Genomic DNA, 21809 nt, shown 5'->3' with positions numbered 1-21809 from the left:
GGATCAGCGATTGTCGATCTCCGGAGTGGGGGACGCTGGGATGAGTGGACAAGGACGTACGGGTGACGACCACGGCCGGCTCGGCAGCATGCTGTCGGGGCTGGCCGTGGCCGTCGGCTGTGTGCTCTTCCTCGGCGGGTTCGCCTGGGGGGCGGTGGTGTACAAGCCGTACACGGTGCCGACCCAGTCGATGACTCCGACGGTGAACTCCGGCGACCGGGTGCTCGCGCAGCGCATCGACGGCAGCGAGGTGCGCCGTGGGGACGTGGTGGTCTTCACCGATCCCGCGTGGGGCGACATGCCGATGGTGAAGCGGGTCGTCGGGATCGGCGGCGACAAGATCGCCTGCTGCGACAAGGGCGGCCGGCTCTCGGTCAACGGCAAGCCCATTGAAGAACCGTATCTGCGCACCAAGGGCCTCGCCTCCGCCGAGAACTTCACGGCGGAGGTGCCCAAGGGGAAGCTCTTCCTGCTGGGCGACGAGCGCACCGCGTCCCTGGACTCCCGGGTCCACCTGGACGACGCGGGGCAGGGATCCGTCCCGCGGGACGCGGTACAGGCCCGGGTGGACGCCATCGCCTGGCCGATGAACGGCATGGTCGAGCGTCCGGAGGCCTTCGCCTCGCTCCCCGGCGGGGTGTCGTCGCCCGGACCGCTGCGGTTGCAGCTCGCGGCCGTGCTCGTGGGCGTGGTGCTCATCCTGGGCGGTGCGGCATACGGGCCGATCGCGGCACGGTCCGCGCGCTCGCGACGAGACCAGGGCGAAAAGGTGCCCGCCGGTGCGCACTGAGAAGCGGAAGGTCGCCCGCGTGGTGCTCCTGGACCCCGATGACCGGATCCTGCTGATGCACGGCTTCGAACCTGAGGACCCGGCGAGCACCTGGTGGTTCACCCCCGGCGGCGGTGTGGAGGGCGACGAGACCCGGGAGGAGGCCGCGCTGCGCGAGCTTACCGAGGAGACCGGGATCACCGACGTCGAGCTGGGCCCGCTGCTCTGGCAGCGGATGTGCTCGTTCCCGTTCGACGGACGCCGCTGGGATCAGGACGAGTGGTATTTCCTGGCACGTACGAGGCAGACCGCCACCGACACCAGTGGGCAGACCGGGCTGGAGCGGCGCAGCGTCGCGGGGCTGAGGTGGTGGACCTCCGCCGAACTGTCGGCGGCGCGTGAGACGGTGTACCCGACCAGGCTCGCCGAGTTGCTGCGCACGCTGCTCGACGAGGGTCCTCCGCGTACGCCACTGCTTCTCGACCCCGAAATCGCCTAAGCGCCCAGGGGGACGGGGGCCTGGCGCACAATGGGGGGGACGCACGGCTGAAGGGGAACATGCCAATGAGCGCCGAGGACCTCGAAAAGTACGAGACCGAGATGGAGCTGAAGCTCTACCGGGAGTACCGAGATGTCGTCGGTCTGTTCAAATATGTGATCGAGACCGAACGGCGCTTCTACCTCACCAACGACTACGAGATGCAGGTGCACTCGGTCCAGGGCGAGGTGTTTTTCGAAGTATCGATGGCGGATGCCTGGGTCTGGGACATGTACCGGCCCGCGCGGTTCGTCAAGCAGGTACGGGTGCTGACGTTCAAGGACGTCAACATCGAGGAGCTCAACAAGAGCGACCTCGAACTTCCGGGCGGCTGAGCCCACCCCCGAGGGCGTTGCCCCGGGGCGTTGACACCCGGGGCGGTTCGCCGGTGATTCTCGGCGGCTGCCGAGGGATTCCCCGGTGATTCCCACTTCCGGGTGGCCGGGTTATCCACAATTCCGGGGTTGTCCACCAAGATCCACCGATCGGGACCGGACGCGTCAGAGTCGGTCCCGGAGGTGGTGCCGAAATGAACGCACGGGGGGCACTCGGGCGGTACGGCGAGGATCTGGCGGCGCGGCTGCTGGCCGAGGCCGGCATGTCCGTACTGGAACGGAACTGGCGTTGTCGCGCCGGTGAGATCGATATCGTCGCGATGGACGGCGACGCACTCGTGGTCTGCGAGGTGAAGACCCGCAGGGCGGGCGCGTTCGAACATCCGATGGCGGCCGTCACACCGGTCAAGGCGGAGCGGTTGCGGCGGCTGGCCGGTATCTGGACCCACCGGCACGGCGGCCCGCCGCCCGGCGGGGTCCGGATCGACCTTGTCGGCGTGGTGCTGCCCAGGCGCGGGGCACCCGTCGCCGAGCATGCGCGAGGGGTGGCCTGATGGGGTTCGCGCGGGCGTGCTCGGTGGCGCTAGTCGGCGTCGAGGGCGTGGTGGTGGAGGTCCAGGCGGACCTGGAGGCGGGGGTGGCCGCATTCACCCTGGTGGGGCTGCCGGACAAGAGCCTGGTGGAGAGCCGGGACCGGGTCAGGGCCGCGGTGGTGAACTCGGGGGCCGAGTGGCCGCAGAAGAAACTCACGGTGGGCCTGTCACCGGCCTCGGTGCCGAAGGGCGGATCCGGGTTCGATCTCGCCGTCGCCTGTGCGGTGCTGGGCGCGGCGGAGCGGATCGATCCCGCGTCCATCGCCGATGTGGTGATGATCGGCGAGCTGGGGCTCGACGGCCGGGTGCGGCCGGTGCGCGGTGTGCTGCCGGCCGTGCTCGCCGCGGCGGAGGCGGGGTACCGGCAGGTCGTCGTGCCCGAACAGACCGCGGGGGAGGCGGCGCTGGTCCCGGGGATCTCCGTCCTCGGGGTACGGAGCCTGCGGCAGCTGATCGCCGTGCTCTGCGACGAACCGGTGCCCGACGAGTGGCAGGCGCACGACGAGGGGCGCCCCGACACCATGCTGGCCGGGCTGATGGTGCCAGGCGCGGGCATCGGCACGGGGCTCGCCCGCGGGGCCGGGCAGGGCGACGGGAACGCGCCGGATCTCGCGGACGTGGCCGGGCAGGAGTTGCCCCGTAAGGCTCTGGAGGTCGCCGCGGCGGGCGGTCACCACCTCCTGCTCTCGGGACCGCCGGGCGCCGGCAAGACCATGCTGGCCGAGCGGCTGCCGGCCATCCTGCCGGAGCTGACCCGGAAGGAATCCCTGGAGGTGACCGCGGTGCACTCGGTGGCGGGCATCCTGCCGCCGGGAGAACCGCTGGTCAGCCGGCCGCCCTACTGCGCACCCCACCACTCGGCGACGATGCAGTCGCTGATTGGCGGGGGCAACGGACTGCCGAGGCCCGGTGCGGTCTCGCTGGCTCACCGGGGAATTCTCTTCCTGGACGAGGCGCCCGAGTTCTCCGTACGGGCGCTGGACGCGCTGCGACAGCCGCTGGAATCGGGACACGTGGTGGTGGCGCGCAGCGCCGGAGTGGTGCGGCTGCCCGCCAGATTTCTGATGATGCTGGCCGCCAACCCCTGTCCGTGCGGTCGGTACGGTCTCAGCGGCGCCGGCTGCGAGTGCCCGTCCTCCACGGTCAGGCGCTATCAGGCGAGACTGTCCGGGCCGCTGCTCGACCGGGTGGACCTGCGGGTGTTCGTCGACCCGGTCAGGCGCGAGGACCTGATGGGGCAGAGCGGCAGGGGCGAGTCGACGGCCTCCGTGGCGGCCCGGGTCCGGCGGGCCAGGGCGCGGGCAGCGGAGCGGCTGGCCGGCACCGGGTGGTCCACCAACAGCGAGGTGCCCGGCCATGAGCTGCGGACCAGGCTGGTCGTGGCACCGGGTGCGCTTCTCGCGGCCGAGCGGGACATGGAACGGGGCATGCTCACCGCGCGGGGCCTGGACCGGGTGCTCAGAGTGGCGTGGACGGTCGCCGATCTGCGCGGTGCCGACCGCCCGGACGCCTCCGACATCGCGGTGGCGCTGGAACTGCGGACCAGGATTCCACGGGGCGCCCTGATGAACGCCGGGACGCCGTCATGACGCGGCGGCCGGGGGACGGGCCGGGGGACGGGCCGGACCTGTCGGAGGAGGTACGGGGACCGGGTGCGGCACATGGCGCGGGGGAGGAGCCCGGGGCCGGGCCGGGGCTGACGGTGAGCGGTCAGGAGCGGCTGGCGCGGGCCGCCCTGACCCGCATCATCGAGCCCGGGGACGAGCACGGTGGCCGCTGGCTGCGCGAGTGCGGTGCCGTCGAACTGGTACGGCGGATCACCAGCGGGGACGGCACCGCGGAGCAGCTGAGCGGGATGACCCCGAAGCGGCTAGCCGGATACCGGTTGCGGGCCGAGGGCGCCGACCCCGGGCGGGACCTCTCGGTGATCACCGCGCTCGGCGGGCGGTTCGTCTGCCCCGGAGACCGGGAATGGCCAAGCCAGCTCGACGACCTCGCGGACGCCAGGCCGACCGGCCTGTGGGTGCGCGGGCCCCGCGATCTGCGGCTCTGGGCGCTGCGCTCGGTCGCCGTGGTCGGCGCCCGAGCCTGCACCCCCTACGGATCGCACATGGCGGCCGGGCTCGGCGCGGGACTCGCGGAGCTGGGGTGGATGGTCGTGTCGGGAGCCGCGTTCGGGGTCGACGGGGCGGCGCACCGCGGCGCGCTCGCCGTCGGCGGGGCGACGACGGCGGTACTGGCTTGCGGGGTGGACGTCCCCTACCCCCGGGGACACGCCGAGCTGATCGGACGGATCGCGCAACAGGGGCTCGTCATCGGCGAATTACCACCGTCCGATCATCCCACCCGCAGCAGATTCATTCTCCGGAACCGGGTCATCGCCGCGTTGACGCGCGGGACGGTCGTCGTCGAGGCCGAATACCGCAGTGGTTCGCTCGTCACCGCGCGCTGCGCACAGCGGCTCGGCCGCTTCACGATGGGCGTGCCAGGACCCGCCACCAGCGGGCTGTCGGCAGGGGTCCATGAACTCCTGCGCGGAGAGGCCGTCCTGGTCACCGATGCCGCCGAAGTCGCCGAACTGGTGGGGGACATCGGCGAACTCGCCCCGGCCAGAAGCGGCCCCGTGCACCCCCGGGACCTGTTGGACGCGACCTCCGCCAGAGTCCTCGACGCCCTGCCCCGCCGGGGTGCCCTCAGCGGGCGCGATGTGGCCCGCACCGCCGGAACCAGCGCCGACGAAGCACTCGGCAGGCTGTACGAACTGCACTCACTGGGGTTCGTCGAACGGGATGGCGAGGTATGGCGGTTGACGCCGCGGCCGACTTGCAATGGCGACGCGCGGCGAGGCGGTACTTGACCTGGAGCATTCGGGTGAAAAGGTGATGCCGATGACCTCGGCGGATCCTTCAGCGACGCCTCCGGGGCCGACGCGCACGGCGACGGCCCCGGGCCCCAGCCGTGTCGAATCGGCCGGATTCGCACAGCGCCGATCCTCTATCCTGCGCGGACCGCGACATCATCGTCACGCTACGCTCACAAGGGTTTCGACTCAGACATACGTCCACAGCACTTAACGGCAGAACGGCTCAAGGCACCACATGCCCCAGCACACCTCCGGGTCTGACCGCGCGGCAGCGCCACCGGCTGCGCGTGGCACTGTGCGTCCCCCCGCCCCCTCCTCGCTCGACGAGTTGTGGCGTTCGTACAAGTCCACCGGCGACGAGCGGCTGCGGGAGCAGCTGATCCTCCACTACTCGCCGCTGGTGAAGTACGTAGCGGGCCGAGTGAGTGTGGGCCTGCCTTCCAACGTCGAGCAGGCGGACTTCGTCTCCTCGGGGGTCTTCGGGCTGATCGACGCGATCGAGAAGTTCGACATCGAGCGCGCGATCAAGTTCGAGACCTACGCGATCACCCGGATCCGGGGCGCGATGATCGACGAACTCCGGGCGCTGGACTGGATCCCGCGCTCGGTGCGCCAGAAGGCGCGGGCGGTCGAACGCGCCTACGCCACGCTGGAGGCGCAGCTGCGGCGTACCCCGTCCGAGGCGGAGGTCGCCGCGGAGATGGGCATCGCGCTGGAGGAACTCCATGCGGTTTTCAGCCAGTTGTCGCTGGCCAACGTGGTCGCGCTGGAGGAACTGCTGCACGTCGGCGGCGAGGGCGGCGACCGGCTCAGCCTGATGGACACGCTCGAGGACACCGCCGCCGACAATCCGGTGGAGGTCGCCGAGGACCGCGAGCTCAGACGGTTGCTCGCGCGGGCGATCAACACGCTTCCGGAGCGCGAGAAGACGGTCGTCACGCTCTACTACTACGAGGGCCTCACCCTCGCTGAGATCGGCAATGTCCTCGGGGTCACCGAGAGCCGGGTCAGTCAGATCCACACCAAATCGGTGCTGCAACTGCGCGCGAAGCTGGCCGACGCCGGACGCTGAGCCCCGCTCGCAACCGGTGTCGGCCATGCTTGCTTCGGCCATCGATCAGGGCCGCACTCGCCCTCTCGAACACCGGTCGCCGTAGAGTGGACACGTGCCCAGGATTCGAGCGGCCTCGGTGGCCGAGCACCGGACCATGCAGCGCGGCGCCCTCCTGGACGCCGCACGCTCCCTGCTGTCCGAGGGTGGTACGGAAGCGCTGACCTTCCCCGCTCTCGCCGAACGGACGGGCCTCGCCCGGTCCTCCGTGTACGAGTACTTCCGTTCCCGCGCGGCCGTCGTGGAGGAGCTCTGCGCCGTCGACTTCCCCGTCTGGGCGGCCGAGGTCGAGAACGCGATGGAGCAGGCCACGACGCCCGAGGGCAAGATCGAGGCATATGTGCGCCGGCAGCTCGACCTCGTCGGGGACCGCCGCCACCGGGCGGTCGTCGCCATTTCGGCCAGCGAGCTGGACGCCGGGGCGCGCGAGAAGATCAGGGCCGCGCACGGCGGGCTGATCGCCATGATCGTCGAGGCGCTCGGCGACCTCGGCCACGCACAGCCGAGGCTGGCGGCGATGCTGCTCCAGGGGTCGGTGGACGCCGCGGTGCGACGTATCGAGCTGGCCGTCGCCGAGGAGCCGGCCGTGATCGCGGACACCGCCGTCGGCATGATCCTCCGAGGCGTACAGGGCGCACGGAGCTGACGCGGCCGCCGCGCCGCGGCGACCGCGAGCAGGACGCCGGGGGCGGCGAGCCCGTCCCCGGTCCTCCCGTCGGCGCGCGCGGCCCCGGGCACGCCGAACACCGGAAGCAGCCGGGACGGGCCCCGTCGCAGCAGTGACGGCGGCAGTAACGACAGCGGATCAAGATACGTGTCACCGCGTCGCAGGCCCCAGTGGAGACAGCCCGCCGCGCAGTGGAAGGGCCCCGCCTCCACGATTGCCACCGCCTGCCCCGCCGTCACCTCCTCGCCCTTCGCGACGAGCGCCCGCACCGGTTCGTACGTGGTCCGCAGCGGTGGATCACCGCTGCCGGCCACCTCGATCGCCAGCACCCCGCGCCCCGCCACCCGCCCCGCGAACGAGACCTGTCCCGAGGCGGCGGCGAGCACGGCAGCACCCGGCTCCGCGGCGAGGTCGACGCCCCGGTGGCCCCGCCCGTAGGTGCCGGCCGGGGGCTCCCAGCCCCGTACGACCGCGGGCCGCCCGGCAAGCGGCCAACTCCGGCCGCCGTCCGGCTTCGGCCCGGATTCAGACGTGGGCGCGGGCGTGGATGTGGATGTGGATGTGGACGTCGGTCTGTCGGCTGCGGGCGCGGGCCTCGACGTCGGTCTCCCGGCTGCGGGAACGGGCGTGGGCTCCGGCCCGCCGGCCACGGCGACGGGTAGGCCGCACACCACCGCCAGCAGGACCACCACTGCCACCACGAGCGCCTCCCGCAGGCGCGCGGGAGCGGGCTCCGCAGGAACGGCCGGACCGGTCGGATCAGTTGTGGATCGCATGGCAGAACCGTCCCGCAGCCCCGCGATCCGCGGGGATCATGAACCGGATCTGTGGACAACCTGCCGGTTGTGGACAGCGCCGTCACCCGGCACTCGGGCCGTCCCGTACACTTCCTATGGCGATCCGGGTCACCGGGTCGACTTCGCACGCCCCGCCACCTCCCTCTCTGCGGACGGTGGCCGCGCTCCTCGGTCCCCAGTGGCACGGCGCGTCGGGGCGTCAGGCGCGACAGCAATCCTGCGGTCGCGACAACCGAGCACCTCAAGGAGTACGGCCATGGCCGTCGTCACGATGCGGGAGCTGCTGGAAAGCGGCGTCCACTTCGGTCACCAGACCCGTCGCTGGAACCCGAAGATGAAGCGCTTCATCTTCACCGAGCGCAACGGCATCTACATCATCGACCTGCTCCAGTCGCTGTCGTACATCGACCGCGCCTACGAGTTCGTCAAGGAGACCGTCGCCCACGGCGGCTCCATCATGTTCGTGGGTACGAAGAAGCAGGCCCAGGAAGCCATCGCCGAGCAGGCGACGCGCGTCGGCATGCCGTACGTCAACCAGCGTTGGCTCGGTGGCATGCTCACCAACTTCTCCACCGTCTACAAGCGCCTTCAGCGTCTGAAGGAGCTCGAGCTCATCGACTTCGAGGACGTGGCCGCCTCCGGCCTCACCAAGAAGGAGCTCCTGGTTCTCTCCCGCGAGAAGGCCAAGCTGGAGAAGACCCTCGGTGGTATCCGCGAGATGCAGAAGGTGCCGAGCGCCGTCTGGATCGTCGACACCAAGAAGGAGCACATCGCCGTCGGTGAGGCGCGCAAGCTCCACATCCCGGTCGTCGCGATCCTCGACACCAACTGCGACCCCGACGAGGTCGACTACAAGATTCCGGGCAACGACGACGCGATCCGCTCCGTCACCCTGCTCACCCGTGTGATCGCCGACGCCGTCGCCGAGGGCCTCATCGCCCGTTCCGGTGCCGCCACCGGTGACTCGAAGCCGGGCGAGAAGGCCGCCGGCGAGCCGCTCGCCGAGTGGGAGCGCGACCTGCTCGAGGGCGACAAGAAGGCCGACGCCGAGGTCCAGACCTCCGCCGAGACCGAGAAGGTCGCGGACGCCGAGGCTGCCGAGACCCCCGCTGCCGAGGCCCCCGTTGCCGAGGCCCCGGCCGCGGACGCCGAGCAGGCCTGACACCCGTCACGGCTGATGACGGCGGGGGCCGGTGCCACAAGCACCGCCCCCGCCGTTCACCCGTAGATCTTTCAGACTTCGAGAGAGAAACCCAGACTCATGGCGAACTACACCGCCGCTGACGTCAAGAAGCTCCGCGAGCTCACCGGCGCCGGCATGATGGACTGCAAGAAGGCGCTCGACGAGGCCGACGGCAACGTCGACAAGGCCGTCGAGGCGCTCCGTATCAAGGGCCAGAAGGGCGTCGCCAAGCGCGAGGGCCGCTCTGCCGAGAACGGTGCCGTCGTCTCCCTCATCTCCGAGGACCAGACGTCCGGTGTTCTGCTGGAGCTGAAGTGCGAGACGGACTTCGTCGCCAAGGGCGAGAAGTTCCAGAACGTCGCGAGCACCCTTGCCGCGCACGTCGCCGCCACCTCCCCGGCCGACATCCAGGCGCTGCTCGCCTCCGAGATCGAGGCCGGCAAGACCGTCCAGGCGTACGTCGACGAGGCCAACGCCAACCTCGGCGAGAAGATCGTCCTGGACCGCTTCGCGCAGTTCTCCGGCGCGTACGTCTCCGCGTACATGCACCGCACCATGCCCGACCTGCCGCCGCAGATCGGTGTTCTGGTCGAGCTGGACAAGGCCGACGCCGAGCTGGCCAAGGGCATCGCGCAGCACATCGCCGCGTTCGCCCCGAAGTACCTGTCCCGCGAGGACGTCCCGGCCGAGGTCGTCGAGGCCGAGCGCCGCGTCGCCGAGGAGACCACGCGCGCCGAGGGCAAGCCCGAGGCCGCTCTCCCGAAGATCGTCGAGGGTCGCGTCAACGGCTTCTTCAAGGAGGCCACCCTCCTCGGCCAGCCGTACGCGCTGGACAACAAGAAGTCCGTCCAGAAGGTCCTGGACGAGGCCGGTGTCACCCTGAAGCGCTTCTCGCGCATCAAGGTCGGCATCTGAGCCCGTCCGCGAAACACGGTGGACCCCGATAGGGTCTAGTGCAGTCGTCGGCCGCACTCACGCCGTACGACCGCAGATCTGACGAGGAGGCCATTGCCGCTGAGGGACACCAGACCCACCGGCAATGGCCTTCTTCGTATGTGCACGAGGAGAATCTCCATGAACAAGGGCGCGGACGCCGTAAAAGGTGACCACAAGCGCGACGACGGCAAGGTGGCCGGACGCTTCATGCTGAAGCTGTCCGGAGAGGCGTTCGCCGGCGGCGGGGGTCTCGGTGTCGACCCCGACGTCGTACACGCCATCGCCCGGGAAATCGCGGCGGTCGTCCGTGACGGCGCGGAAATCGCTGTCGTCATCGGCGGCGGCAACTTCTTCCGTGGCGCCGAGCTCCAGCAGCGCGGCATGGACCGGGCCCGGTCCGACTACATGGGCATGCTCGGCACGGTCATGAACTGCCTGGCGCTCCAGGACTTCCTGGAGAAGGAAGGCATCGACTCCCGCGTCCAGACCGCCATCACCATGGGGCAGGTCGCGGAGCCGTACATTCCGCTGCGCGCCGTGCGCCATCTGGAGAAGGGCCGCGTCGTCATCTTCGGCGCAGGCATGGGGATGCCGTACTTCTCCACCGACACCACTGCCGCCCAGCGCGCCCTGGAGATCGACGCGGAGGGTCTCCTGATGGGCAAGAACGGGGTGGACGGGGTCTACGACTCCGACCCGAAGAGCAACCCCGACGCGGTGAAGTTCGACGCGCTCGAGTACAGCGAGGTTCTCGCCCGCGATCTCAAGGTCGCCGACGCCACCGCCATCACGCTCTGCCGCGACAACGACCTGCCGATCCTCGTCTTCGAGCTGACCGCCACCGGCAATATCGCCCGCGCGGTCAAGGGTGAGAAGATCGGCACGCTCGTGAGTGACCGGAGCACCCGGGTCTGACGACCGGGGGACCTTCCCGGAGTACGACGGGGAGGTCCGGGCCCCCGGGGGCAGCCCCCGGGACCGGCCCCGAAGGATGGACAACGGCCTGCCGGTCGGACACCGTGCAGGTGAGGACGCGACGCAGGACCCGCCGGGCCCGAGCACGACGGGCCCACTCAAGACACGCAGGAGCACGTGGTGATCGAAGAAACCCTCCTCGAGGCCGAGGAGAAGATGGAGAAGGCCGTCGTCGTGGCGAAAGAGGACTTCGCCGCGATCCGTACCGGCCGTGCGCACCCGGCGATGTTCAACAAGATCGTCGCCGACTACTACGGCGCGCTGACCCCGATCAACCAGCTCGCCTCGTTCTCGGTGCCCGAGCCGCGCATGGCCGTCGTGACGCCGTTCGACAAGACCGCGCTGCGCAACATCGAGCAGGCCATCCGCGACTCGGACCTCGGCGTCAACCCGAGCAACGACGGCAATATCATCCGGGTGACCTTCCCGGAGCTCACCGAGGAGCGCCGCCGCGACTACATCAAGGTCGCGAAGGGCAAGGCCGAGGACTCCAAGATCTCCATCCGCGCGGTGCGCCGCAAGGCCAAGGAGACCCTGGACAAGCTGGTCAAGGACAAGGAGTCGGGCGAGGACGAGGTGCGTCGCGCCGAGAAGGAGCTCGACGACACCACCGCGAAGTACGTCGCGCAGGTCGACGAGCTGCTCAAGCACAAGGAAGCCGAGCTGCTCGAAGTCTGATGAACGACTCTTCCTGGGGCGCCCCGCAGGGAGCCGGCCACTGGGGTGCGCCCGAGATGCAGGCTGCTCCGGCGGGTCCTGCATACGATGTGCATGACGCCCAGCAGACTCGGCCCATGCCCATAGTGCCGGACGTTCCCGACGCAGGTAGAGACGCTGACGACCGTGATGACCGGGACCAGGGGGCCGGACGCCTGAGCGGCGGCCCCCTGTTCCGTGACGAGAAGCCGCAGGAGCCCATGTCCACCGCGCCGCCGCCCCCGCAGAAGAAACGTGCGGGCCGTGATCTGCGAGCCGCCATAGGGGTCGGTGTGGGGCTCGGCGCCGTCATCGTCGCCTCGCTGTTCATCGTGAAGGAGGTCTTCGTCGGTGTGATCGTGGTCGCCGTCGTCGTGGGCCTCTGGGAGCTCACCTCACGGCTCCAGGAGCGCAAGGGCATCAAGGCGCCGCTCGTCCCGCTGGCGGTGGGCGGCGCGGCGATGGTGGTGGCCGGTTACGCGCAGGGCGCCGAAGGCGCCTGGGCGGCGATGGCGCTGACCGCGCTGGCGGTGCTCGTCTGGCGGATGACCGAACCGCCCGAGGGCTACCTCAAGGACGTCACGGCCGGTGTGTTCGCGGCGTTCTACGTACCGTTCCTCGCCACGTTCGTCGCCATGCTCCTGACCGCCGACGACGGGCCGCAGCGGGTGCTCACCTTCCTGCTGCTGACCGTGGTCAGTGACACGGGTGCGTACGCTGTCGGCTGGCGCTTCGGGAAGCACAAGCTGGCGCCGCGCATCAGCCCCGGAAAGACCCGGGAGGGTCTGTTCGGCGCCGTCGCCTTCGCGATGGTCGCCGGTGCGTTGTGCATGCAGTTCCTGATCGACGGCGGTTCCTGGTGGCAGGGGCTGCTGCTCGGGTTCGCGGTCGCGGCCAGCGCCACCCTCGGTGACCTGGGCGAGTCGATGATCAAGCGGGATCTCGGGATCAAGGACATGGGCACGCTGCTGCCGGGGCACGGCGGCATCATGGACCGGCTGGATTCGCTGCTGCCGACCGCCCCGGTGGTCTGGCTGCTGCTGGTGCTGTTCGTCGGATCCAGCTGAGAAAGCATTCCTGACCTGCGATTTTACGAGTGAGGGCCCGCTGTCCACAGGACGGCGGGCCCTCACTGTTCTGTCTGCGACACTGGAAGAACCATGCCTAAGCCCGGAGAACTCACTTTCGTCGCGCCCCGCGGAGCCAAGAAGCCGCCGCGGCATCTCGCCGACCTCACGCCCGCCGAGCGCAAGGAAGCCGTCGCCGCGATCGGCGAGAAGCCGTTCCGCGCCCAGCAGCTCTCGCAGCACTACTTCGCGCGGTACGCGCACGACCCGGCGGAGTGGACCAACATCCCGGCCGCGTCGCGGAACAAGCTTGCCGAGGCGATGTTCCCCGACCTGATGTCGGTGGTCCGCCACATCAGCTGCGACGACGACACCACCCGCAAGACGCTGTGGAAGCTGCACGACGGGACGCTCGTCGAGTCCGTCCTGATGCGCTACCCGGAGCGCGTGACGATGTGCATCTCCTCGCAGGCCGGATGCGGGATGAACTGCCCGTTCTGCGCCACCGGACAGGCCGGCCTCGACCGCAATCTGTCGACCGCCGAGATCGTCCACCAGATCGTGGACGGGATGCGGGCCCTGCGCGACGGCGAGGTTCCCGGTGGCCCGGCGCGGCTCTCCAACATCGTCTTCATGGGCATGGGCGAGCCGCTCGCCAACTACAACCGGGTGGTCGGCGCGATCCGCCGGCTCACCGACCCGGAGCCGGACGGGCTGGGGCTCTCGCAGCGCGGGATCACCGTCTCCACGGTGGGCCTGGTGCCCGCGATGCTTCGTTTCGCCGACGAGGGCTTCAAGTGCCGTCTCGCCGTCTCGCTTCACGCGCCGGACGACGAACTGCGCGACACTCTCGTTCCCGTGAACACGCGCTGGAAGGTCGGCGAGGTGCTGGACGCCGCGTGGGAGTACGCGGAGAAGTCCGGCCGCCGCATCTCCATCGAGTATGCGCTGATCCGTGACATCAACGACCAGGCGTGGCGCGGTGACCGGCTTGGCCGGCTCCTCAAGGGCAAGCGGGTCCACGTCAATCTGATCCCGCTGAACCCCACGCCCGGTTCCAAGTGGACCGCCTCGCGGCCCGAGGACGAGAAGGCGTTCGTCGAGGCGATCGCCGCCCACGGGGTGCCGGTCACCGTGCGGGACACCCGCGGCCAGGAGATCGACGGGGCCTGCGGTCAGCTGGCGGCGGCCGAGCGCTGAGGCGGATAAGGCCCGTGTAATCTGGGCCTGAAATCAACTTCATATTCCGACAGGGGAGCGCCACAGCGCTGAGAGTGCGGCACCGAGGACAGGTCGGCCGCAGACCCTCTGAACCTCGCCCGGGTCATTCCGGGTAGGAAGTTCGGTCATCAACTCATGCTGTTGCGCCCTGCCCGCTTCCCGCGGGCAGGGCCGCGTCTCTTCCTGGCCAAAGCCCAGGAGGAATCCATAATGACCACCACGCGCAGGACCAGGCAGTTCGCGGCTACGGCCGTCGCCGCCGCGCTCGGCGTCACCGCACTCGCCGGGTGCGGGAGTTCCGACGACACGTCTTCCGGTTCCGGCGGTACGAAGGGCTCGGGCTCCAAGACCGTGACCCTCGTCAGCCACGACTCCTTCAACGCTTCCAAGGACGTGCTGAAGCAGTTCACCGAGGAGACCGGATACACCGTCAAGGTGCTGAAGAGCGGCGACGCGGGTGTCGCGCTCAACCAGGAGATCCTGACCAAGGGCTCCCCGCGCGGCGACGTGTTCTTCGGCGTCGACAACACGCTGCTCTCCCGCGCCCTCGACAGCGGGCTCTTCACGCCGTACGAGGCGAAGGGCATCGACCGGGTCGCGGCGGACACCCGGCTCGACGCCGACCAGCACCGGGTCACCCCGATCGACACCGGTGACATCTGCGTCAACTACGACAAGAAGTACTTCGCCGACAAGAAGCTCGCGCCGCCGCGGTCCTTCGACGACCTGGCGAAGCCCGCGTACAAGGACCTGCTCGTCACCGAGAACGCCGGGACCTCCTCGCCCGGTCTCGGCTTCCTCCTCGGCACCGTCGCCACCTACGGCGAGAAGGGCTACCAGGACTACTGGAAGAAGCTGGGACGCAACGGCGTCAAGGTCGTCGACGGCTGGGAGCAGGCGTACAACGAGGAGTTCTCCGGCTCCGCGGGCGGAAAGAAGGCCAAGGCGGACCGGCCGCTCGTCGTCTCGTACGCCTCCAGCCCGCCCGTCGAGGTGCTGTACGCGAAGCCGCAGCCGGCCGAGGCCCCGACCGGTGTCGCCACCGGGACCTGCTTCCGCCAGATCGAGTTCGCCGGCCTGCTGAAGGGGGCGAAGAACGAGGCGGGCGGCAAGGCCCTGCTGGACTTCCTGATCAGCAAGAAGTTCCAGGAGGACATGCCGCTCAACATGTTCGTCAACCCGGTCGTCAAGGACGCGGCGCTGCCGGAGCTCTTCACCAAGTTCGGTGCGACGGTGGACAGTCCGACGACCGTGGCCCCGGACCAGATCGCCAAGAACCGTGAGCAGTGGGTCCAGTCGTGGTCCTCGCTCGTAGTGAAGTAACGAAGAGTCCCGTACGCGGAACGGACGCGGGCGGGAAGACTCCCCGCCCGCGGTCCGCGCACGCGGCTGCCGCTCGCGCGAAGGCCCGGCGCGGGAGCGCGGTGCGGCTCGGCCTGATGGCCGTGCCCGTCGCGTTCTTCGCGCTGTTCTTCGCCTACCCGGTCGCGGCGATCGTCGGCCGGGGCCTGAAGGCGGACGGTGTCTGGCAGTTCGGCCGGATCGGCGAGGTGCTGACCCGGCCGGAGATCCGCGACGTCCTCTGGTTCACCACCTGGCAGGCGCTCGCCTCGACGGCGCTGACGCTGCTGATCGCGCTGCCCGGCGCCTATGTCTTCGCCCGCTTCGACTTCCCCGGCAAGCAATTGCTGCGGGCGGTCGTCACGGTGCCGTTCGTCCTGCCGACCGTGGTCGTCGGGACGGCCTTCCTGGCGTTGCTGGGACGCGGCGGATTCCTCGACCAACTCTGGGGCGTACGGCTCGACACCACAGTCTGGGCGATTCTGCTCGCCCATGTCTTCTTCAACTACGCGGTGGTCGTACGGACGGTGGGCGGGCTGTGGTCCCAGCTCGACCCCCGGCAGGAGGAGGCCGCCAGGGTGCTCGGCGCGGGACGGTTCGCCGCCTGGCGACGGGTCACCCTGCCCGCCCTGGGACCCGCCGTGGCCGCTGCCGCGCTGATGGTCTTCCTCTTCACCTTCACCTCCTTCGGGGTCGTGCAGATCCTCGGCGGCCCCGGTTACGCCACCCTCGAAGTGGAGATCTACCGGCAGACCGCGCAGTTGCTCGCCCTGCCGACGGCCGCCGTGCTGACGCTGGTGCAGTTCGCCGCGGTCGGCGCGATCCTCGCCGTGCACGCCTGGACCGTACGGCGCCGGGAGACCGCGCTGAAGCTGGTCGACCCCGCGCAGACCGCCCGCAGGCCGCGCGGTGCCGGGCAGTGGGCGCTGCTCGGCGGGGTGCTGCTGACCGTGCTGCTGCTGATCCTGCTGCCGCTCGGGGTGCTGGTCGAGCGCTCCTTGGACACCACCGGCGGGCATGGCTTCGACTTCTACCGTGCCCTGTCCTCCGTGGACGCGGGCGGCGGTACGTTCCTGGTCGCGCCGCTCGAAGCGATCTGGAACTCCTTGCAGTACGCGCTGGTCGCGACGGTCATCGCGCTGGTCATCGGCGGGCTGGCCGCCGCGGCGCTGACCCGGCGGGCCGGCCGGCTGGTGCGCGGTCTCGACGCGCTGCTGATGCTGCCGCTCGGAGTGTCCGCGGTCACCGTCGGCTTCGGCTTCCTGATCACCCTGGACAAACCGCCGCTGGATCTGCGGACCTCCTGGATCCTGGTGCCGCTCGCGCAGGCGCTGGTCGGTGTGCCCTTCGTCGTACGGACCATGCTGCCCGTGCTGCGCGCGGTGGACGGGAGGCTGAGGGAGGCGGCCGCGGTGCTCGGGGCGTCGCCGCTGCGGGCCTGGCGGGAGGTCGATCTGCCTCTGGTGCGGCGGGCGTTGCTGGTCGCGGCCGGTTTCGCGTTCGCCGTCTCGCTCGGTGAGTTCGGCGCGACGGTGTTCATCGCCCGGCCCGACCGCCCGACGCTGCCGGTCGCCGTGGCCCGGCTGCTGGGGCGGGCCGGAGAGCTCAACTACGGCCAGGCGATGGCGCTGAGCACCATCCTGATGGTGGTCTGCGCCGTCTCGCTGTTGCTGCTCGAACGTATCCGCACGGACCGGTCCGGGGAGTTCTAGGAATGCTGACACTGGAATCGGCCACGGTTCGCTTCGGCGAGCGGGCGGCGCTCGACGCGGTGGACCTGGAGGTCGCCGAGCACGAGATCGTCTGTGTGCTCGGGCCGAGCGGAAGCGGCAAGTCCACCCTGCTGCGGGTTGTCGCCGGACTGCACCCGCCGGACGGCGGCCGGGTGCTGCTGGACGGCGCGGACCAGGCCGGGGTGCCGGTGCACCGGCGCGGGCTCGGCCTGATGTTCCAGGACCACCAGCTCTTCCCGCACCGTGACGTCGGCGCCAACGTCGCCTTCGGGCTGCGGATGCGCGGGGTGTCGCGCCGCGACCAGGATCACAGGGTCGGCGAACTCCTCGACCTGGTGGGCCTGCCCGGTGCCCAGAGGCGCGCCGTCGCCGCCCTGTCCGGCGGTGAGCAGCAGCGCGTGGCCCTGGCCCGGGCCCTCGCCCCGAGCCCCAAGCTGCTGATGCTGGACGAGCCGCTCGGCCAGCTCGACCGCGGTCTGCGGGAACGGCTCGTCGTCGAACTGCGCACGCTCTTCGGCCGCTTGGGCACCACGGTGCTCGCCGTCACCCACGACCAGGGCGAGGCGTTCGCCCTGGCCGACCGGGTGGTGGTGATGCGCGACGGGCGGATCGCCCAGGTGGGCACCCCGCTGGAGGTCTGGCAGCGGCCCGCCTCCGCCTTCGTCGCCCGGTTCCTCGGCTTCGACAACGTGGTCGGGGCGACGGTGACCGGTGCCGTCGCCGACACGGTGTGGGGCAGGGTGCCGGTGCCGAAGGGTTTGCCGCAGGGGGCGTGCGATCTGCTGGTGCGTCCGGCCGGGGTCCGGATCGGCGCCCCGGACGGGGGGCTGCGCTGTGTGGTCGGGACGCGCACGTTCCGGGGCAATCACGTCGCGGTGCGGCTGAAGCCCGAGAGCGGTCCGGAGCTGGAGGCGGAGTGCGCGCTGCGGGACGCCCCCGAGGAGGGCGCGACGGTGGGGGTGGGCTTCGACGCGGCGGAGACCGTGGTCCTGCCCGCCCGGCTCTGACCGTTCCCCCAGGGGTCGCCGGGGGTACGGTGCGCACCGGTCGCGGGAGCCGCCCATCGGCCGGAGGATTGCCGGATGCGCCGGAGTGCGGCGCCGGCCGCCCCGGGGCCCCGGGGGAACGCCCTCGCGGGCGGCCCCGGGACCGAGCGGCAGATCCGGAAGGACAGGGACATGACCGAGTCAGCACGCGAGGGCATCGACATCACCCGCATCCTCGACGCCCCGCCGGAGAAGGTCTTCGCGGCCTGGACGACGCCGGAGCACTTCGCGGCCTGGTACGGCGGTGACGCCGAGGTGCCGCTCGACCGGGTGTCGATGGACGTCAGGCCGGGCGGCGCCTGGAGCCTGGTCATGGTGGTGCCGGGCACCGAGATGCCGTTCCACGGCGTCTACCGGGAGGTGGTGGCCCCGGAACGGCTGGTGTTCACCCTGAAGGACGCCTCCGCGCCCGCCGACATCGAGGGCGAGACCGTCACCGCCACCTTCACCGACCGCGGCCACGGGACCACCGAGATGGTCTTCCGGCAGCGCGGCGGCAACCTCACGGCCGAGCAGTACGCGGCGGCCGAGGACGGCTGGGAGGCCTTCTTCGACGCGCTCGTGACCCGGCTCGCGTCCTTCTGAGTCCGGACAGGACCTACGCGTACAACCGGGCGAGTGCCTTGGGGGCCTCGTCCACCGTGTCCACGAGCGCGATCCGGGACTCCATCGCCCGGTCGGCGGCCAGCGCGCGCAGCAGCGGCCACGCGGGCAGGGCGCGCGTCCAGTGGGCGCGGCCCACCAGCACCATCGGGGTCGGCCCGCCGAGCGAGCCGTAGTAGTTCGGCGTCGCGTTGTCGAAGATCTCCTGTACGGTGCCGGCCGCGCCGGGCAGGAAGATCACGCCCGCCGTGGAGCGGGTGAGCAGTCCGTCCTCGCGCAGCGCGTTGGCGAAGTACTTGGCGATGCGGTCCGCGAACGGGTTCGGCGGCTCGTGCCCGTAGAACCAGGTCGGGATCGAGACGGAACCGCCGCCGCCCGGCCAGCGCCGCCGTACGTCGAAGGCGGCCAGCGCCCAGTCGGTGACCGACGGGGTGAACGAGGGGGCTGTGGCCAGCAGCGCGCAGGCCTCGTCCAGTACTGGATCGGGGTGCGGCGCCGTGTATGCCCCGAGGTTCGCGGCCTCCATCGCGCCGGGACCGCCGCCGGTGGCCACCGTCAGACCGCCTCGGGCCAGGGTCCGGCCCAGCCGGGCGGCGGCCGCGTACGGGGCGCTGCCGCGGGCCGTAGCGTGGCCGCCCATCACCCCGACCACGCGGGCGCCGGTGAGGAACTCGTCCAGCGCGTCGGAGACCGCGTCGTCGTGCAGCGCCCGCAGCATCGACGCGAGGGTGTCGCCGTTCGCCCGGGTCTGCTGGAACCAGCGGTACGCGCGGGCGTCGGGCGTGGCCGCGTAACCGCCGTCCGACAGCCCCTCGTAGAGCGCGTCGGGGGTGTAGAGCAGGCCGCGGTACGGATCGAAGGGGAGTCCGGGCACCGGCGGGAAGACGAACGCGCCGTCGGCCCGTACCTTCGCCGTTGCCCCGGGCTCCATCCTGCAGCCGAGGAAGACGGCGCCCGCCGTGTCGGCGGCCAGCAGGGCGGCGCCGCGGTCCGTCAGGTCGACCGACTGCACCCGGTGCCCGGCCAGCGACCCCGAGGCGACCGCCTCGTCGAATTCGGCGAGCGACTCGATCTCGGGGCCGGGCGGGGGAGCGACATCGTCCGGATTGTCCACGTTGTCATGCTACGTAGCGGCCGGGTGCGGGGCGTGGTCCGTGGCGCGCGTGCTCAGGCCGTCAGCGGCAGTGCGGCCAGCTCGGCGATCAGCCAGGTCAGCGGGGCGAAGACGATCAGCAGGGCGGCGGCGCGCAGGGCCGTCGCGGCCCGCAGCGCCGATACCGGGGCGCCGAGCCGCAGCAGCGCCCGCGCCGTCTGCGCGCGCGCCTGCCTCGCCTCCAGTGCCGAGGTCATCAGCGTCGCCGTCGTGCAGCCGAGCACGAGCACCGCGCCCAGGACCGTCAGCGGGCCGAGGGGGTGGGCCTTCGTCCCGTAGAGCGCGTAGGCGGCGACCGCCGCGGCGAGCACCGCGCAGACCACACCGAGCGGCCGGCCGATCCGGCGCGACTCGTCCATCAGTACCCGGCCGGCCAGCAGCCGGACGGCGCCGGGGCGCGCCGCCTGCAGCAGCCGCCCGCACAGATAGGCCAGCCCCGGGCCCGCCATGGCCAGACCGGCCGCCGTCAGCGTCCACCCCACCAGCACCCCGGTCGGGGTGGCGTCGAGCCTGCTGGGCAGCGGGAGCAGGCTGCGGCCGTCGCCCCGGCTCATGTACGCCTCGACGGCGAGGCCCGCCGCGGTCAGCGCCACGCCCCACGGCAGCCCCGTGGGAGGCGCGGCCGGACCGGGGGCCTCCGGCTCCGTCAGGACCTCCGAGTCGTCCGGGGCCGCCGAGGCCACCGGCTCGGCGCGCAGCGCGAGCGCGCTCGCGGTCGCCGCCGCCACCGGGACCAGGGCCAGCAGCACCAGCGCGGCAGCCGACGGCAGCGGGGTCTCGGCGTCGAGCAGTCCGGCCGCGGCGCCGTCGAACGGCAGCCCTGACAGATCACCGCGCAGATGCAGGTAGAACAGCAGCGCCACCATCGACCCGAGGGTGCAGGAGACGGCGGTGGAGACCGCGGCGAGCACCGCGAGCCGGACCGGCCCGAGGCCCACGGCGGACAGCCCGGAGCGCGGCCGGGTGCTGGGGTCGGTACGTGCCACCGCGATCGCGAACTGAACGGTGGCGGCGAGCGGCACGAAGCACCACAGCAGGCGCAGCACGGCGCCGGTTGAGTGCGCCGGGTGCGCCGAGGCGTAGCCCAGGGCGCACAGCAGCAGGAAGCCGACACCGGCCGAGGCGGTGGCGACCAGCAGCCGCCTCAGCAGGACCAGCGGATGGGAACCCCGGGCTAGACGGAGAGCGAGCACGCCGCGCGGCCCTCCGTATCGGACCCGGCGGGCAGGGCGACGGTCGCGACGCGACGGCCGTCCAGCAGCGGGACCGTGCGGTCGGCAAGGGCGGCGATCTCCGCGTCGTGGGTGGCGAGCACGATCGTGATGCCGTGCGAACGGGCCGCGCTGGTGAGGGTGCGCAGCACATGCGTCCGGTCGCTGCGGTGCAGGGTCGCGGTCGGTTCGTCGGCGAAGATCACCGTGGGGGCGGCCGCCAGGGCGCGGGCCACGGCGATCCGCTGGCGTTGTCCCTGGAGCAGGGTGTGCGGCCGCTGCCTGGCGCAGGCGCCGATGTCGAGCCGCTCCAGCCACTCCAGGGCGGCCTTCTTCGCCTCCCGGTGCGAGGCGCCGCGCAGCAGCAGCGGTAGGGCGGTGTTCTCCCAGGTGTTCAGCTCGGGCACCAGCTGGGGTTCGGGGGCGATCCAGCCGAACCGGTCGCGGCGCAGCCGCTCGCGCAGCCGGGGGCCCATGGTGTGGACGGGGACGCTGTTGAACCACACCTCGCCCTGCTCGGGCACCAGCTGACCGGACAGGCAGTGCAGCAGGGTCGTCTTGCCGCAGCCCCGGGGGCCGGTCACGGCGAGGATCTCGCCGTCACGGACGCCCAGGGATACGCCGCCGAGCGCGGGTGAGCCGTTGTGGGAATGTTGCAGGGAGCGCGCCCAGATCACGTCGTTGTCCGGCGGGGCCACCATGGCGTACACCTCGGTTCAGATCGTAATTCCCGTCCCCCGTACGGGGGAACGAAATCGGGGCCGATCGGTCACTCGGCACCGTAAGGATTCGAACCGCGGTGAGCGCACAGCACACGGCCCGGATGCGCCCCTTCCCACTCGAATGGGCGCATCCGGGCCGTGTGGACCGTATGAGGATGACGGCTGGAAGCCGGTCAAACAGTGGTCAAGCGATGGTCAAGCGACGGGGCGGTCCGACCGGCGGCCGATCCGTGGTCGGGCCGCCGGTCG

The 21809-nt window shown here is 71.1% G+C and carries 22 protein-coding genes and 1 pseudogene; 18 read left to right on the top strand and 5 right to left on the bottom strand.

Annotated elements, in window-relative coordinates; all coding sequences use genetic code 11:
- The first annotated feature begins 40 nt into the window (after positions 1-40).
- The 8 genes from lepB to OG842_RS10875 all read left to right on the top strand — a co-directional run bounded on the left by lepB (position 41) and on the right by OG842_RS10875 (position 6855).
- The gene (gene lepB, locus OG842_RS10910) at positions 41-790 is read left to right on the top strand and encodes a signal peptidase I (RefSeq protein WP_266729427.1); all 750 of its coding nucleotides are present in this window, start codon (positions 41-43) and stop codon (positions 788-790) included.
- The gene (locus OG842_RS10905; RefSeq protein WP_266729426.1) at positions 780-1268 is read left to right on the top strand and encodes an NUDIX hydrolase; all 489 of its coding nucleotides are present in this window, start codon (positions 780-782) and stop codon (positions 1266-1268) included. Before lepB ends, OG842_RS10905 begins: the two co-directional genes overlap by 11 nt.
- A 65-nt stretch (positions 1269-1333) precedes the next feature.
- Positions 1334-1642, top strand: coding sequence for a DUF2469 domain-containing protein (locus OG842_RS10900; RefSeq protein WP_003965949.1), 309 nt, complete (start codon positions 1334-1336; stop codon positions 1640-1642).
- Between the two features lie 194 nt (positions 1643-1836).
- Positions 1837-2196 carry a YraN family protein gene (locus OG842_RS10895; RefSeq protein ID WP_266729425.1) on the top strand — a complete coding sequence of 120 codons (360 nt, stop codon included), beginning with the start codon at positions 1837-1839 and terminating at the stop codon, positions 2194-2196.
- Positions 2196-3824 carry a YifB family Mg chelatase-like AAA ATPase gene (locus OG842_RS10890; RefSeq protein ID WP_266729424.1) on the top strand — a complete coding sequence of 543 codons (1629 nt, stop codon included), beginning with the start codon at positions 2196-2198 and terminating at the stop codon, positions 3822-3824. The genes OG842_RS10895 and OG842_RS10890 overlap by 1 nt, the downstream gene beginning before the upstream one ends.
- Positions 3821-5092 (top strand): DNA-processing protein DprA, encoded by a 1272-nt coding sequence (gene dprA / locus OG842_RS10885; RefSeq protein ID WP_266729423.1) that lies wholly within the window; start codon positions 3821-3823, stop codon positions 5090-5092. Before OG842_RS10890 ends, dprA begins: the two co-directional genes overlap by 4 nt.
- A gap of 241 nt (positions 5093-5333) precedes the next feature.
- Entirely contained in the window at positions 5334-6170 is an 837-nt protein-coding gene (whiG, locus tag OG842_RS10880) for an RNA polymerase sigma factor WhiG (protein WP_266688323.1), read from the top strand.
- Positions 6171-6288: 118 nt separating this feature from the next.
- Complete coding sequence (locus tag OG842_RS10875; RefSeq protein WP_266733522.1) at positions 6289-6855, top strand: TetR/AcrR family transcriptional regulator; 567 nt, start codon at positions 6289-6291, stop codon at positions 6853-6855.
- Between the two features lie 215 nt (positions 6856-7070).
- On the opposite strand, the pseudogene OG842_RS45185 reads toward OG842_RS10875, so the two are convergent.
- Together OG842_RS45185 and OG842_RS10865 are read right to left on the bottom strand one after the other, a co-directional pair.
- Positions 7071-7262: pseudogene (locus OG842_RS45185) on the bottom strand (M23 family metallopeptidase); the annotation flags it as partial.
- A 139-nt stretch (positions 7263-7401) separates the two neighbouring features.
- Positions 7402-7545: a hypothetical protein gene (locus OG842_RS10865; RefSeq protein ID WP_266729422.1), complete on the bottom strand. Its 144-nt coding sequence runs from the start codon at positions 7543-7545 to the stop codon at positions 7402-7404.
- Positions 7546-7929: 384 nt separating this feature from the next.
- Between OG842_RS10865 and rpsB the strand changes: the two genes are divergently transcribed.
- From rpsB to OG842_RS10815, 10 genes are all read left to right on the top strand, one after another.
- Positions 7930-8835: a 30S ribosomal protein S2 gene (gene rpsB, locus OG842_RS10860; protein WP_266729421.1), complete on the top strand. Its 906-nt coding sequence runs from the start codon at positions 7930-7932 to the stop codon at positions 8833-8835.
- Between the two features lie 99 nt (positions 8836-8934).
- On the top strand, positions 8935-9771 hold the full coding sequence (gene tsf, locus OG842_RS10855) for a translation elongation factor Ts (RefSeq protein WP_072487219.1): 837 nt from the start codon (positions 8935-8937) through the stop codon (positions 9769-9771).
- Positions 9772-9930: 159 nt separating this feature from the next.
- Complete coding sequence (gene pyrH, locus OG842_RS10850) at positions 9931-10707, top strand: UMP kinase (protein ID WP_266729420.1); 777 nt, start codon at positions 9931-9933, stop codon at positions 10705-10707.
- A 180-nt stretch (positions 10708-10887) separates the two neighbouring features.
- Complete coding sequence (gene frr / locus OG842_RS10845) at positions 10888-11445, top strand: ribosome recycling factor (protein ID WP_072487217.1); 558 nt, start codon at positions 10888-10890, stop codon at positions 11443-11445.
- Positions 11445-12530 (top strand): phosphatidate cytidylyltransferase, encoded by a 1086-nt coding sequence (locus OG842_RS10840; protein WP_266729419.1) that lies wholly within the window; start codon positions 11445-11447, stop codon positions 12528-12530. The genes frr and OG842_RS10840 overlap by 1 nt, the downstream gene beginning before the upstream one ends.
- Before the next feature lie 93 nt (positions 12531-12623).
- Positions 12624-13730 (top strand): 23S rRNA (adenine(2503)-C(2))-methyltransferase RlmN, encoded by a 1107-nt coding sequence (gene rlmN / locus OG842_RS10835; protein ID WP_266729418.1) that lies wholly within the window; start codon positions 12624-12626, stop codon positions 13728-13730.
- 231 nt (positions 13731-13961) lie between these two features.
- On the top strand, positions 13962-15074 hold the full coding sequence (locus OG842_RS10830; protein ID WP_266729417.1) for a thiamine ABC transporter substrate-binding protein: 1113 nt from the start codon (positions 13962-13964) through the stop codon (positions 15072-15074).
- 116 nt (positions 15075-15190) lie between these two features.
- Positions 15191-16804, top strand: coding sequence for an ABC transporter permease (locus tag OG842_RS10825; protein WP_266733521.1), 1614 nt, complete (start codon positions 15191-15193; stop codon positions 16802-16804).
- 2 nt (positions 16805-16806) lie between these two features.
- Positions 16807-17832, top strand: coding sequence for an ABC transporter ATP-binding protein (locus OG842_RS10820; RefSeq protein ID WP_266729416.1), 1026 nt, complete (start codon positions 16807-16809; stop codon positions 17830-17832).
- A 171-nt stretch (positions 17833-18003) separates the two neighbouring features.
- Positions 18004-18456, top strand: coding sequence for an SRPBCC family protein (locus tag OG842_RS10815; RefSeq protein ID WP_266729415.1), 453 nt, complete (start codon positions 18004-18006; stop codon positions 18454-18456).
- A 13-nt stretch (positions 18457-18469) separates the two neighbouring features.
- On the opposite strand, the gene OG842_RS10810 is transcribed toward OG842_RS10815, so the two are convergent.
- The 3 genes from OG842_RS10810 to OG842_RS10800 are packed head-to-tail and all read right to left on the bottom strand — an operon-like array spanning position 18470 to position 21539.
- Positions 18470-19588, bottom strand: coding sequence for an LOG family protein (locus tag OG842_RS10810; protein WP_266729414.1), 1119 nt, complete (start codon positions 19586-19588; stop codon positions 18470-18472).
- Positions 19589-19641: 53 nt separating this feature from the next.
- Complete coding sequence (locus tag OG842_RS10805; RefSeq protein ID WP_266729413.1) at positions 19642-20820, bottom strand: hypothetical protein; 1179 nt, start codon at positions 20818-20820, stop codon at positions 19642-19644.
- Positions 20802-21539 (bottom strand): ABC transporter ATP-binding protein, encoded by a 738-nt coding sequence (locus OG842_RS10800; RefSeq protein ID WP_266729412.1) that lies wholly within the window; start codon positions 21537-21539, stop codon positions 20802-20804. Before OG842_RS10800 ends, OG842_RS10805 begins: the two co-directional genes overlap by 19 nt.
- Positions 21540-21809: the final 270 nt, after the last annotated feature.

Source organism: Streptomyces sp. NBC_00376, assembly GCF_036077095.1.
GTDB lineage: Bacteria > Actinomycetota > Actinomycetes > Streptomycetales > Streptomycetaceae > Streptomyces.
The sequence above is the reverse complement of the archived record's forward strand: the minus strand, read 5'-3'. Positions and strand labels throughout refer to the sequence as shown.

Coding starts and splice junctions, on each gene's coding strand:
- lepB (WP_266729427.1), top strand. CDS start 41: ATGAGTGGACAAGGACGTACGGGTGACGACCACGGCCGGCTCGGCAGC.
- OG842_RS10900 (WP_003965949.1), top strand. CDS start 1,334: ATGAGCGCCGAGGACCTCGAAAAGTACGAGACCGAGATGGAGCTGAAG.
- OG842_RS10895 (WP_266729425.1), top strand. CDS start 1,837: ATGAACGCACGGGGGGCACTCGGGCGGTACGGCGAGGATCTGGCGGCG.
- OG842_RS10890 (WP_266729424.1), top strand. CDS start 2,196: ATGGGGTTCGCGCGGGCGTGCTCGGTGGCGCTAGTCGGCGTCGAGGGC.
- dprA (WP_266729423.1), top strand. CDS start 3,821: ATGACGCGGCGGCCGGGGGACGGGCCGGGGGACGGGCCGGACCTGTCG.
- whiG (WP_266688323.1), top strand. CDS start 5,334: ATGCCCCAGCACACCTCCGGGTCTGACCGCGCGGCAGCGCCACCGGCT.
- rpsB (WP_266729421.1), top strand. CDS start 7,930: ATGGCCGTCGTCACGATGCGGGAGCTGCTGGAAAGCGGCGTCCACTTC.
- tsf (WP_072487219.1), top strand. CDS start 8,935: ATGGCGAACTACACCGCCGCTGACGTCAAGAAGCTCCGCGAGCTCACC.
- pyrH (WP_266729420.1), top strand. CDS start 9,931: ATGAACAAGGGCGCGGACGCCGTAAAAGGTGACCACAAGCGCGACGAC.
- OG842_RS10840 (WP_266729419.1), top strand. CDS start 11,445: ATGAACGACTCTTCCTGGGGCGCCCCGCAGGGAGCCGGCCACTGGGGT.
- rlmN (WP_266729418.1), top strand. CDS start 12,624: ATGCCTAAGCCCGGAGAACTCACTTTCGTCGCGCCCCGCGGAGCCAAG.
- OG842_RS10830 (WP_266729417.1), top strand. CDS start 13,962: ATGACCACCACGCGCAGGACCAGGCAGTTCGCGGCTACGGCCGTCGCC.
- OG842_RS10825 (WP_266733521.1), top strand. CDS start 15,191: ATGGCCGTGCCCGTCGCGTTCTTCGCGCTGTTCTTCGCCTACCCGGTC.
- OG842_RS10820 (WP_266729416.1), top strand. CDS start 16,807: ATGCTGACACTGGAATCGGCCACGGTTCGCTTCGGCGAGCGGGCGGCG.
- OG842_RS10815 (WP_266729415.1), top strand. CDS start 18,004: ATGACCGAGTCAGCACGCGAGGGCATCGACATCACCCGCATCCTCGAC.
- OG842_RS10800 (WP_266729412.1), bottom strand. CDS start 21,539: ATGGTGGCCCCGCCGGACAACGACGTGATCTGGGCGCGCTCCCTGCAA.